Here is a 12,797-nt window from a genome sequence, read left to right as displayed (position 1 = left end):
ACACGAGGTTTATCCATGCACGATCCCCACAGCGAACGCATGAGTGGTAGCGAAACTCGCGCCGCAAGCGGCCTGGCACTGGTGTTCGCATTCCGTATGCTAGGCATGTTCATGGTGTTGCCGGTTCTGGCGACCTATGGCATGGACCTGGCTGGCGCCACGCCGGCACTGATTGGCCTGGCCATTGGCGCCTATGGCCTGACCCAGGCATTCCTGCAGATCCCGTTCGGGGTCATTTCCGATCGGATTGGTCGGCGTCCGGTTATTTATCTGGGCCTGGTCATCTTTGCCCTGGGGAGTGTGCTGGCAGCCAACGCCGACAGCATTTGGGGCGTGATTGCCGGGCGCGTACTGCAAGGCGCTGGTGCTATTTCGGCGGCAGTCATGGCGCTGCTGTCGGATTTGACCCGTGAGCAACATCGAACCAAGGCCATGGCCATGATTGGCATGAGTATCGGCTTGTCCTTTGCGGTGGCCATGGTGGTAGGGCCCTTGCTGACGCGGGCCTTTGGCTTGTCGGGGTTGTTTCTGGCCACAGCGGCGATGGCGCTTGTCGGCATCGCGCTGATCGCGTTCGTCGTTCCAGCCTCCCACGGCGCCTTGCAGCACCGTGAGTCGGGTGTGGCGAAACAGGCCCTTGGCCCGACCTTGCGGCACCCCGATCTGTTGCGTCTGGATGTCGGTATCTTTGTTCTGCACGCCATCCTGATGGCCAGTTTCGTGGCCTTGCCATTGGCGCTCGTCGAGCGTGGCGGCTTGCCGAAGGAGGAGCACTGGTGGGTGTACCTGACGGCCCTGCTCATTTCATTCTTCGCAATGATTCCCTTCATCATCTACGGCGAAAAAAAGCGCAAGATGAAGCGTGTGTTGCTCGGGGCGGTGAGTGTATTGATGCTCACTGAACTATTCTTCTGGGTATCGGCAGACAACTTGCAAGAACTGGTGATCGGCACCGTGATATTCTTCACCGCCTTTAACCTGTTGGAGGCGTCGTTGCCTTCGCTGGTAAGCAAGGTGTCGCCTGCCGGTGGCAAGGGAACTGCAATGGGGGTTTACTCCACCAGTCAGTTCCTGGGTGCCGCGCTAGGGGGAATTATCGGCGGCTGGTTGTTCCAGCACGGTGGCTTGAGCATGGTCTTCCTCGGATGTGCGTTGCTCTGTGCCCTGTGGTGGGTGGTTGCGGTAGGCATGCGCGAGCCGCCGTACGTGACCAGCCTGCGCATGCCGCTGTCGGCCGAGGCCGTCCGTGAAGCGGGGCTGACCGAGCGGCTTATGGCCGTCCCGGGTGTGACCGACGCAGTGGTGGTGGCAGATGAAGCCGCCATCTATATCAAACTGGATACGAAAATTTTGGATCGTTCGACCCTGGAGCGCCTGGTCAATCCGGCATCCGCGGCGTGCGAAGCCTAGGAGAACGTTATGGCCCGTGGGGTTAACAAAGTCATATTGGTCGGTACTTGCGGCCAGGATCCCGAAGTCCGCTACCTGCCCAACGGTAACGCCGTGACCAACCTGAGCCTGGCGACCAGCGAGCAGTGGACCGACAAGCAAACCGGTCAGAAGGTCGAGCGCACCGAGTGGCACCGCGTATCGATGTTCGGCAAGGTTGCCGAGATCGCTGGCGAATACCTGCGTAAGGGTTCCCAGGTCTACATCGAGGGCAAGCTGCAAACCCGCGAGTGGGAAAAAGACGGCATCAAGCGTTACACCACCGAGATCATCGTCGACATGCAGGGCACCATGCAGCTGCTCGGCGGTCGTCCGCAGAACCAGGACGGTGCTCCGCAGGGAGGTGGTAACAACTACAACCAGGCCCCGCGTCAGCAGGCGCCACGCCCACAGCAGGCACCACAGCGTCCAGCTCCGCAACAGCCAGCACCACAGCCGGCTCCGGACTTCGACAGCTTTGATGATGATATTCCGTTCTAACGGATGAGGTTAAATGTAAAGATTCTATTGGGCGTTACCCGGTGTGGCGTCCTGTAGGGCCAGCATTAAGCTTCAGAATAAAAACCCTGATCGCCATGAGGCGGCCAGGGTTTTTTATTGACTGGTGGAAGTGCCGCTATGTTTTAAATTTTTCATGGCTCTGCTTTTCTTTTTTGTGTGTAGGAGGCTTCTGAGAATTATTATTTAGTAATTTTTCTCGGGCATTAATTGCATGCTCTGTTAATTTTCCACTGAGCGCGCTATGCGATTTTTCCTATTACATGATGTACCCGGTTTGGGTTGCGGGCCGAGGTGTTTCCCCCGCGCTACCGGCAGGAGGGCAGGAGGGCAGGAGGGCAGGAGGGCAGTTGAAGACCATAGAGCAACCCCGGTGTTGCTGGAAAGTTGCTGGAAAGGTTGCCGGAAGAGGCAAGGGTAGAGGGATTTGAATCGGCGTATCATGATTATTATGAACGTTACAGTGATCCTTTCGACTATTTGAGCTTTATAGGTTGGATGGTTATGGTAGTCGGTCTTCTCATATTTATGCTTGGGCCGCAGTCGCTATCGGTCAGCGCGTTTGGTGGGCCAACTTTTTTGAGATGATGGTATTAAGCCCCGGGCCGAGTTACGCGCTATCCCACATTTAAAAGCAGCAGTTGATGCCCACCGCGTTGCTTCTGGTTTCGCTCTGGCGCCAGCACGTCATGATGGGCCCTGACGCAAACGTTGCAGCTCGCCCGCACACAAAAAACAAACCCCGATAAGCGCTAAGGCTTGTCGGGGTTGTTAGCAACCTGAGGTGGCTATCGTCGTAACCGTTTACGCGCTAGATCACAGAACGAAGTCGGTCGCCGCCAGGGTCGTCACTCCTGTGAGCTTGATGGCGAACTCGGCGTCGCTGTCTGTATCGGTGTTGCCGTACAGCACACTGTCCTGCAGCCTCAGTTGCCCGGCGGCAGTAAAGGCAGTTGTATTGCCGATGAACGAGAATGCCTCGTTACTGTAGGTTGTGTAGGTTATGGCATCCAATGTCGACAGATCGATTTTGTCCTGCCCTCGAAAAAAATCATTGATGACATCAGCGGTCGAGCTGGTTATTCCCATCTCCTGTAGCGAGTTGAAGTCGAAGGTATCGTTGCCAGTGCCACCAGTGAGTGAGTCTTGGCCGGCACCACCGATAAGGGTGTCGTTGCCCGCGCCGCCGTTGAGCACGTTGGCGGCGCTGTTGCCGCTCAGTATGTTGGCCAGTTCATTGCCTGTTCCGTTGATAGTCGCTGTGCCCGTAAGGACTAGGTTCTCAACGTTGGCGCTCAGTCCATAGCTGACCGAGCTGGTTACGGTATCGGTACCAGCGCCTGAGTACTCGATTACGCGATCACCTGCGCTATCAACGATGTAGGTGTCATTGCCACGTCCACCCAGCATTCTGTCGGCACCCGCACCGCCGGAAATCACGTTGTTTCCGCTATTGCCTACGAGCTGGTTGTCCAGTGCGTTCCCAGTGGCGTCGATATGTCCGGAGCCAGTGAGTGTCAGGTTTTCGACGTTGGCCGAGAGCGTATAGCTACCCGTGCTGATGACCAGGTCGGTTCCGCCCGCGACGGCTTCAACCACGACGTCCCGGCTGTCTTGAACGTAGTAGGTATCGTTGCCAGCCAAGCCTTCCAGGCGATTGGTGAGTCCGTTACCGATCAAGGTATCGTTGAAAAGACTACCTATGGCGTTCTCGATCCGAGCCTCGGTAATCTGACTCATGCCATCGGTCACGGCCTCAACCAGATTGGAACTGTCCGTCGCCAGCGTCACGACTGTGCCGAAACCCAACTGCTTTACAAGGTCGTTGTAGTAGGTTTCGTTACCTGCAGTGACTGCAAATACCGGCACTATTCCACTTGCCAGCAGCTTTGTCTTGAGTAGCTCAACTGTCGGGTAGTCTTCGACCTCCAGTACGGCATCACCATCATTGGCAACGTAGGATGAATCGCCTGCCTTGTGATAGTTGGCGTCGGTCATCACGATCGCAACGCGGAAAGAGTCGGTGCGAAAACCCAGTTCGGTCTGACGAACAGCCGCTTGCATCAGGGCTTCAATTTGCGCCTCGGGAGTGTCACCACCGTTTCCAATGGTCAATGTATTGAGTGCGTTGATCAGGCTGGTTTGATTGGCGGTCATCGCCAGATCAGTGCGATAAACGTATTCGCCCTTGTCGATGAAGGAGGCCAGACCGAAGCGGTTGTCTGCTTGAACTCCAGACAGTGCGGACACCACTTGTGGTACTAGCGTTTTCACCTTGGTAACGTCATCGCTAAACGAGCCAGAGGCGTCTTGCAGGAATAGTACGTCGAGTGCTGTGTCTACAGTGCCTCCAGAGGCAAGCGTCACCATCCGTCCATCAATATTGCTGGTGCTTCCGGGCGTCAGATCGATGGTTACACCGCCTGTGGCTCCCGAAGCATCCAGTGTGTCAATGCCGATTGAGTCTTCAATCAGAATCGACCCAGCGTTGCCGGCAACAACGTAAGTATCGTCACCCGCGCCACCGCTCAGCGTGTCATCGCCGATAGCATCTACCAAACGATCATTGCCTGCATCACCATAGAGTTGGTCATTGCCTGCGCCGCCAATCAGCATGTCATTGCCGTCGCCGCCACGAAAGGTATTGGCATTGCCATCACCCGTCAGGCGATCGTTGTGCTGGCTCCCAGAAAGGTTTTCAATGTTGCTCAGCGTGTCAGTACCTGAGCCGCCAGTAACCTGGTTCGTGCCATTGACGGTGACCGTGACGCCCGCGATAGCGCTGGCGTAGTTGACGGTGTCTTCACCGCTACCGCCATTGATAATGCTGTTACCGACGTTGGCGGAGATCTCATTATTCAACGCATTGCCGGTGCCGCTCATGGTTCCGGTGCCGACCAGTTTCAGGTTTTCGATGGCCGTGCGAGTGACCAGCGAAAAGTTGGCCATGCTTTGCACGGTATCCACACCTGATGTGTCGATGATGATGTCGGTATCCGTGTCGACAATATAGAGGTCGTCACCGTCACCACCATTGAGTGTGTCAATTCCGCCTCCACCATTGAGTGTGTCGTTGCCAGCAAGGCCGCTCAGGGTATTGTTGCTGGCGTTGCCCACGAGCGAGTTGTTTCCAGCATTGCCTGTGCCGATTGCAGCTGCCCCCGCCAGGGTCAGGTTTTCCAGGTAGGCCCCTAGCGTGTGATTCAGATGACTTATCACGGTGTCGGCACCACCCGTACTGCCTTCGGTGATGACATCGCCGCTGTCACGTACGATGTACGTATCGTTGCCTGCACCCCCTATCATGATGTCTGCACCTGCACCGCCATCAATGATGTTGGCTGCGGCATTACCCACGATAGTGTTTGCAAGGGCGTTACCAGTGCCATTGATGGCGGCAGTCCCAGTCAGTGTCAGGTTTTCGATAGCTGCATACGCGGCCAGGCTGAGCGTGGCAGAGGACTCAATGCGGTCTGTGCCCGCGCTATCAATGATGCTGTCGGTCGTCGTATCTACGATGTATACATCATTACCATTGCCGCCATTCAATGTGTCGACGCCGCCCGCGCCGTTGAGAATATCGTTGCCATCCCCGCCGTTTAGCGTGTTGTTGGACGCATTGCCGATCAATGTATTGGCATTGACATTACCGGTCGCACTCAGCGCTGTGCCGGTCAGCGTGATGTTTTCGACATTCTGCAGCGTTGCAATACTGAAATTGACGCTGCTCTTGACCGTATCAATGCCTTCATTAGCGTTCTCGGTTATCGTGTCGCTGACCGAATCGACGACATAAATGTCATTACCGAGACCGCCCATCATTTTGTCATTTGCCACGCCCCCATCAAGTGTGTCACTGCCTGCGCCACCGATCAGGGTATCGTTGCCGCCCCCGCCGATTAGGGTGTCGTTACCGCCATTGCCTGTGAGCGTGTTAGCCGCAGTGTTCCCAGTAATGATGTTGTCGCGTTCGTTGCCGGTACCGTTGATGACGGAAGTACCCGTCAGTGTGAGGTTGGCCTGATACGCTGCAAGCGTTTTGGTTTCGCTGCTGGAAATATCCTGGGTGAAGTTGATAAGACCGTTCAGTTCGGTCGGGGTCATGCCTGCTAGGTAGGTGTTGTTTGTCAGGCCAGCGAGCGAACTGCCAATCGCTTTTGCGCCAACAGCATCGGTGGCCAGTGCATAAAAATGCATGACCACCTTGGTTTCACCAGCCGCCAACGTAATGTTGTAGGAGGTCTGCGGCCGATCAGCGCTGCCGTATTGCTCGCTCGTGGCGTTTGGCGAGCCAGCGCCTCCGGAAACCACATGGACAAGTTGTGTGGCGGTGCTGTTGGTACGGCTGCCGACGGCGAACCAGTCATCAGCAGTATTGCGTACAGTGTCGCCGCTGCTGGTGGCTGTTATGACAGTGTTGCTATCGTAGTAAACGTCGTCAGCCAGTTGAAGGTTGACCGACTGGGCGGAAGCGCCTGTATTTTTTACGACTTCCAGTGTGCGGACAAAACCATCGCCGATATAGGTACTGCGCGTAATGGTAATGCCAGAAGTAGAGTGTGTTGCGGTGACCGTCTGTGTACTGGCTGAACTACTTGTTGTGGACCATGGCAAGTAGGCAGAAGACGTTGAGTCACCAATGTAAAGCGCTATATTGCTACCGTCCAACGTATTGCCGTAGGTACCTGATTTGGTAGCCTTGGTCAAATTTCCAGCGTTGTCCACAGCCCATGCGTTTCCTGAGGCGTCCGTGTAGTTCAATGCCATTGCTGATGCTCCTTGCTATTGTGTGTTGTTCAGAACGTGTGGGGTTTAGTTCTTGAACTTAATGAGGTGCCAGATCGTGTCGCGCTGCTTCAGTTAAACCCTGTTGAACGCCATTTAACGTGGCATTGAACTTATGTTTAGGTGCCATGTTTGCGGATGCAGCATACCCTGTTCTACCGCCTCAGCAATCACGATTGAAGGCAATTTGCTATCAGTTGTTCATGGTGCTTGTGGATATCGACTTCGACCCGCGCGTCACTCAAACCACGCTGAGGGGGCGGGTTGACCAGTATCGCTAACGGATGCAGGTTGATCTCGCCACGAGGCCCCCCGACGATCCGTTTTTACTCCATCCCGCGCAATCTTGACTAAAGTATCAACTGGCGACAGCCGTAACGTCGCCACTGTGATCGTTCAAGAGATGCCTGGCATTGCTCCAGGCGTCCCAAACCTGATCAGGAGTGCACGATGGACCTCAACCGTCGTCAGTTCTTCAAGGTCGCCGCTATTGGCCTTGGAGGCTCAAGCCTGGCTGCGCTGGGAATGGCCCCGACCCCGGCCTTCGCCGAGCAGGTGCGCCACTTCAAGCTGGCCCACGCCCACGAGACCCGCAACACTTGCCCTTACTGTTCTGTCGGCTGCGGCCTGATCATGTACAGCCAGGGCGATGCAGCCAAGAATGTCGCGCAGAACATCATCCATATCGAAGGCGACGCCGATCACCCGGTCAATCGCGGCACGTTGTGCCCGAAAGGCGCGGGCTTGCTCGACTTTATCCACAGCCCTAGCCGGTTGCAGTACCCACAGGTGCGCAAGCCGGGCAGCAGTGAGTGGACGCGAATCTCCTGGGATGATGCACTGGATCGCATTACCGACCTGATGAAGGCCGACCGTGACGCCAACTTTGTGCAGAAGAATGCGCAGGGGCAGACGGTCAACCGCTGGCTGACGGTGGGTTTCCTCGCCGCGTCCGCTTCGTCCAACGAAGCCGGTTACATGACCCATAAGGTCGTTCGCAGTTTCGGCATGCTGGGGTTCGATAACCAGGCACGTGTCTGACATGGCCCGACGGTGGCAAGTCTTGCCCCGACGTATGGCCGTGGAGCCATGACCAACCACTGGACCGATATCGCCAACGCGAATCTGATTCTGGTGATGGGTGGTAATGCCGCTGAAGCCCACCCTTGTGGCTTCAAGTGGGTGACCGAAGCCAAGGCGCACAACCAGGCTCGTTTGATCGTGGTCGATCCACGGTTCACCCGCACTGCCTCAGTAGCGGATTACTATGCTCCAATTCGCACGGGCAGTGATATTGCCTTCATGGGCGGGTTGATCAATTACCTGTTGACTGAGGACAAGATTCAGCACGAGTACGTGCGTAACTACACCGATGTTTCGTTCATCGTAAAAGCCGGCTTCGCTTTCGAGGACGGGCTGTTTTCAGGCTACGACGCAGCCAAGCGCAGTTACACCGACAAGTCCGGTTGGGGCTATGAGATCGGTGAGGATGGCTTTGCCAAGGTCGACCCAACGCTGCAGAACCCACGTTGCGTCTACCAATTGATGAAGCAGCACTACAGCCGTTATACCCCGGCCTTGGCTAGCCAGATTTGCGGCATGCCGGAAGACAGCATGCGCAAGATCTGGGAAGAGATCGCCACCTGCTCGCAGCCGGGCAAAACCATGACGATTCTCTATGCCCTGGGCTGGACACAGCACTCGATTGGCTCGCAGATCATTCGCAGTGCGGCCATGGTGCAGTTGCTGTTGGGTAACGTCGGTATGCCTGGCGGCGGTGTCAACGCCTTGCGTGGGCATTCCAATATCCAGGGGCTCACGGACTTGGGCCTGCTGTCCAATCTGTTGCCCGGCTACCTGACCCTGCCGTCCGATGCCGAGCAGGATTACGACGCCTACATCGCCAAGCGAGCGCTCAAGCCGTTACGTCCCGGGCAGATGTCTTATTGGCAGAACTACGGCAAGTTCCATGTCAGCTTGATGAAGGCCTGGTACGGAGCCAACGCGACAGCGGAAAACCACTGGGGTTATGACTGGCTGCCCAAGCTGGATGTTCCTGGCTACGACGTACTGAAAATGTTCGACATGATGGCCAAGGGGCAGGTTAATGGCTACTTCTGCCAGGGCTTCAACCCGATTGCTGCGCTGCCGGACAAGAACCGTGTAATGGCGTCGCTGGCCAAGCTCAAATGGCTGGTGGTAATGGACCCGTTGGCCACCGAGACATCTGAGTTCTGGCGCAATGTGGGGCCGTACAACGACGTTGAGACCGCCAATATCCAGACCGAGGTCATCCGCCTGCCGACCACCTGCTTTGCAGAGGAGGACGGCTCGTTGGTCAACAGCAGCCGCTGGCTGCAATGGCACTGGAAGGGGGCCGAAGGCCCGGGCCAGGCTCGCACCGACGTGAAGATCATGAGTGAACTGTTCCTGCGTTTGCGCGAGCGCTACCAGCGCGAGGGCGGTGCCTGGGCAGAACCGATACTCAAGCTCAACTGGCCTTACAAGGTAGCGGATGAGCCGTCGCCGGAAGAAATCGCCAAGGAGTTCAACGGCTATGTCACCGCCGACTTCACCGACGCCAGTGGTATGGCGTTCAAGGCGGGGCAACAACTGTCTGGGTTCCCTCAGCTCAGGGACGACGGTAGCACCGCCTCGGGCTGCTGGATCTTCTGCGGCAGTTGGACCGAGCAAGGCAACCAGATGGCCCGGCGTGACAACAGCGATCCTTATGGCATGAAGCAGAACCTGGGGTGGGCATGGGCCTGGCCGATGAACCGAAGGATTCTGTACAACCGGGCCTCGGCTGATCTGCAAGGCAAGCCCTGGGCACCGAACAAGCGACTGGTCTGGTGGAACGGCAAGACCTGGGGCGGTACCGACGTGCCGGACTACAAAGCGGATGTCGCTCCAGAGGCGGGGATGAACCCGTTCATCATGAACCCCGAAGGGGTAGCGCGCTTCTTCGCGCTGGACAAGATGGCCGAAGGCCCGTTCCCCGAGCATTACGAACCGTTCGAGACGCCAATTGGCATCAACCCGCTGCACCCGGGCAACAAACAGGCGACCAGCAACCCGGCCGGACGCGTGTTCGATTCGGTCTGGGACTCGCTGGGGCAGGCCAAGGACTTCCCCTATGCCGCCACCAGCTACCGGTTGACCGAGCACTTCCATTTCTGGACCAAACATTGCCCGATCAACGCTGTGACGCAGCCAGAGCAGTTCGTTGAAATTGGCGAAGCACTGGCCAAGGAGAAGGGGATTGTCGCAGGGGATCGGGTTCGGGTGACCTGCAAGCGAGGGCATATCGAGGCGGTGGCCGTAGTGACCAAGCGGATCCGCCCACTGCAGGTCAACAACCAGACCGTGCATCAAATCGGCATTCCCTTGCACTGGGGCTTCACCGGTGCCACCCGTCACGGCTACCTGACCAATACCTTGGTGCCGTACCTCGGTGACGGTAATACCCAGACCCCGGAATCCAAGTCGTTCCTGGTCAACCTGGAGAAAATCTGATGGCCAGCCAAGACATTATTGCCCGTTCAGCCACCACCACCTTACCGCCTTCGGTGCGCCAGCAAGAGGAGGTAGCGAAGCTGATCGACACGTCCAAGTGCATCGGCTGCAAGGCTTGCCAGGTGGCGTGCTCGGAATGGAACGAGTTGCGTGACGATGTTGGGCATAGCCTCGGCATCTATGACAACCCTCAGGACTTGAGCGCCGAAACCTGGACCCTGATGCGTTTCACGGAGCATGAGAATACGGTGGGTAACCTGGAGTGGTTGATTCGCAAGGACGGTTGCATGCACTGCGCCGATCCGGGGTGCCTGAAGGCCTGTCCTAGCCCGGGGGCGATCATCCAGCACGCCAATGGCATCGTCGACTTCAACCAGGATCACTGTATCGGCTGTGGTTATTGCATCACGGGCTGCCCGTTCAATATTCCGCGGATCTCACAGAAGGACCACAAGGCCTACAAGTGCACCCTGTGTTCGGATCGGGTCGCCGTCGGGCTGGAGCCGGCTTGTGTCAAAACCTGCCCCACCGGTGCGATTGTCTTTGGTAGCAAGGCGGACATGAAGGAGCATGCCGCCGAACGCATCGTCGATCTCAAGTCGCGCGGTTTCGAACAGGCTGGTTTGTACGATCCAGATGGCGTTGGTGGTACTCATGTGATGTACGTGCTGCACCATGCCGATCAGCCTCAGCTCTACGCTGGCCTGCCGAATCAACCGGTGATCAGCCCCTTGGTCGGTTTGTGGAAGGGCATGAGCAAGCCGTTGGCGTTGCTGGCCATGGGCGCAGCGGTGTTGGCGGGGTTCTTCCACTATGTGCGTATTGGCCCGCAGCGGATCGAGGACGATGAGCATCCGGCTGGCAAGGACCCCAGCGTGCATGAGGTTGACCCGGCAGTGCATGTCTTCGACCCGAGCAACCCTGGGGCACAAGGGGAGGATCGGCCATGAAAGACAAACCGATCCTGCGTTACACCGCGAATGAGCGCAGCAACCACTGGGCGGTGGCCATTCTGTTCTTCATGGCGGCGTTGTCCGGGCTGGCGCTGTTTCATCCTGCATTGTTCTGGCTCAGCCATCTGTTTGGTGGCGGGCCCTGGACGCGGATATTGCACCCTTTTATGGGGGTGCTGATGTTTGTGTTGTTCCTGGGTCTGGTAATACGTTTCTGGCGGGCGAACATGCTCACGGCGAATGATCGACTCTGGCTCCGGCGGGTCGACCGGGTGATGCGCAATGAAGAGCAGGGCGTGCCGCCTGTGGGTAAGTACAACGCCGGGCAGAAGCTACTGTTCTGGACGTTGCTGCTTTGCATGCTGGTGTTGCTGCTCAGCGGCGTGGTGATTTGGCGTGCCTACTTCAGTCAGTATTTCGGCATTGGCAGTATTCGTCTGGCGACACTGCTGCATGCATTGGCTGCATTCGTGCTGGTATTGAGCATCATCGTGCATATCTATGCCGGTATCTGGATCAAGGGCTCGAACGGTGCCATGGTGCATGGCTGGGTGAGCCGTGCCTGGGCGAAAAAGCACCATGGGCTATGGTTTCGGGACGTGACCGGTGAAGATCGGTCGGACAGTCACATCGGCAAGAAGGGGTGACGGCTTGAGCAGGATACTTGAACCGGGCCATATCGAGGCGGCAGCGAGTGCCCCGCCGTTCATCCATTTGCCTCCTGCGAACCTGTTTGACCTGCGCCGTGTGCGTCTTGAGCACATGGCTGCAGGGCATCCACTGGCTGATTATCTGCGCTTTGCTGCCAGCCTTTGTCAGCTCCAGCAAGGCTTGTTGGATCAGCCTCCGGGCATCTGCGCGCCAGACCCTGAGCGCATCCGCCTGTGTCTTGAGCACGGTCTGCCACCGCTGGCCGCAGACAGCCTGGTGCGCGAAGCCGATTGGCAGCCGTACCTGGAGGCATTGCTGCAGCAGTATCAGGCCTCTTCGGAACCTGTGCGTGCGGCACTGGCACAGTTGCGCGCTGCCAGCCCCGGGCAGCGCAAGGTGTGGGCATTGGCCTTGCTCGGCGGGCAGTACGCTGGGCTGCCGGCGGCCTTGGTGCCCTTTCTCGGTGCTGCGCTGCAAGTGGCCTGGAGCCACTGGCTATTGAGTTTGCCGGAAGATCTACTCAGGCCCGTTGATACCCTCAGGCAATGCCCGGCCTGTGGCTCGCCGGCCATGGCCGGGGTGATTCGCCATCGGGGCAAATTCAATGGGTTGCGTTATCTGGTCTGCTCCCTGTGTGCCTGCGAGTGGCATGTGGTTCGGGTGAAATGCATCTACTGCGAACAGAGCAAGGGGCTGCGTTACTACAGCTTCGAGGATGACCGCCACCCTGCCGGCCAGGCACCGCTGCGTGCCGAGTGCTGTGCGGGGTGTAACAGCTATTTGAAACTGGTCTATCTGGAGCATGATGCCGAAGCGGAAGCCTTGAGTGCCGACCTTGCCAGCCTGGCCCTTGATTTGCGTCTGGATCAGGAGGGGTATCAGCGCCTGGCACCGAACCTGCTGCTGGCGCCAGGAGGGGACTGAGCCCAGCGGCTACACTCAGGG

The 12,797-nt window shown here is 57.6% G+C and carries 7 protein-coding genes; 6 read left to right on the top strand and 1 reads right to left on the bottom strand.

Translation table 11 applies throughout. The features are described from left to right. Positions 1-15: 15 nt before the first annotated feature. A complete protein-coding gene (locus tag ACZ9H3_RS12930) occupies positions 16-1,410 on the top strand; it encodes an MFS transporter (protein WP_102051725.1) in 1,395 nt (464 codons plus the stop codon). Between the two features lie 9 nt (positions 1,411-1,419). Next, a complete protein-coding gene (locus tag ACZ9H3_RS12925) occupies positions 1,420-1,929 on the top strand; it encodes a single-stranded DNA-binding protein (RefSeq protein ID WP_065759190.1) in 510 nt (169 codons plus the stop codon). An 834-nt stretch (positions 1,930-2,763) separates the two neighbouring features. Here the strand turns inward: ACZ9H3_RS12925 and ACZ9H3_RS12920 are convergent. Beyond that, positions 2,764-6,714: a M10 family metallopeptidase C-terminal domain-containing protein gene (locus ACZ9H3_RS12920; RefSeq protein ID WP_476221038.1), complete on the bottom strand. Its 3,951-nt coding sequence runs from the start codon at positions 6,712-6,714 to the stop codon at positions 2,764-2,766. Between the two features lie 468 nt (positions 6,715-7,182). Here ACZ9H3_RS12920 and fdnG point away from each other — a divergent pair, with 468 nt between their 5' ends. The 4 genes from fdnG to fdhE are packed head-to-tail and all read left to right on the top strand — an operon-like array spanning position 7,183 to position 12,776. After that, positions 7,183-10,248: a formate dehydrogenase-N subunit alpha gene (gene fdnG / locus ACZ9H3_RS12915; protein ID WP_476221036.1), complete on the top strand. Its 3,066-nt coding sequence runs from the start codon at positions 7,183-7,185 to the stop codon at positions 10,246-10,248. Beyond that, the gene (gene fdxH / locus ACZ9H3_RS12910) at positions 10,248-11,198 is read left to right on the top strand and encodes a formate dehydrogenase subunit beta (RefSeq protein ID WP_476221034.1); all 951 of its coding nucleotides are present in this window, start codon (positions 10,248-10,250) and stop codon (positions 11,196-11,198) included. The genes fdnG and fdxH overlap by 1 nt, the downstream gene beginning before the upstream one ends. Beyond that, positions 11,195-11,848, top strand: a complete 654-nt coding sequence (locus ACZ9H3_RS12905) for a formate dehydrogenase subunit gamma (RefSeq protein ID WP_065759186.1) — start codon at positions 11,195-11,197, stop codon at positions 11,846-11,848. The genes fdxH and ACZ9H3_RS12905 overlap by 4 nt, the downstream gene beginning before the upstream one ends. A gap of 4 nt (positions 11,849-11,852) precedes the next feature. Continuing rightward, entirely contained in the window at positions 11,853-12,776 is a 924-nt protein-coding gene (gene fdhE, locus ACZ9H3_RS12900) for a formate dehydrogenase accessory protein FdhE (protein WP_476221032.1), read from the top strand. Positions 12,777-12,797 lie beyond the last annotated feature (21 nt).

The sequence above is a fragment of the Pseudomonas sp. TE3910 genome, from assembly GCF_056279025.1.
Note: the sequence above shows the minus strand (reverse complement) of the source record. Positions and strands in the feature narration are given on the sequence as shown.

Excerpts from the sequence above, each read along its gene's own strand:
- ACZ9H3_RS12925 (WP_065759190.1), top strand. The coding sequence starts at position 1,420 with ATGGCCCGTGGGGTTAACAAAGTCATATTGGTCGGTACTTGCGGCCAG.
- ACZ9H3_RS12920 (WP_476221038.1), bottom strand. The coding sequence starts at position 6,714 with ATGGCATTGAACTACACGGACGCCTCAGGAAACGCATGGGCTGTGGAC.
- fdxH (WP_476221034.1), top strand. The coding sequence starts at position 10,248 with ATGGCCAGCCAAGACATTATTGCCCGTTCAGCCACCACCACCTTACCG.
- ACZ9H3_RS12930 (WP_102051725.1), top strand. The coding sequence starts at position 16 with ATGCACGATCCCCACAGCGAACGCATGAGTGGTAGCGAAACTCGCGCC.
- ACZ9H3_RS12905 (WP_065759186.1), top strand. The coding sequence starts at position 11,195 with ATGAAAGACAAACCGATCCTGCGTTACACCGCGAATGAGCGCAGCAAC.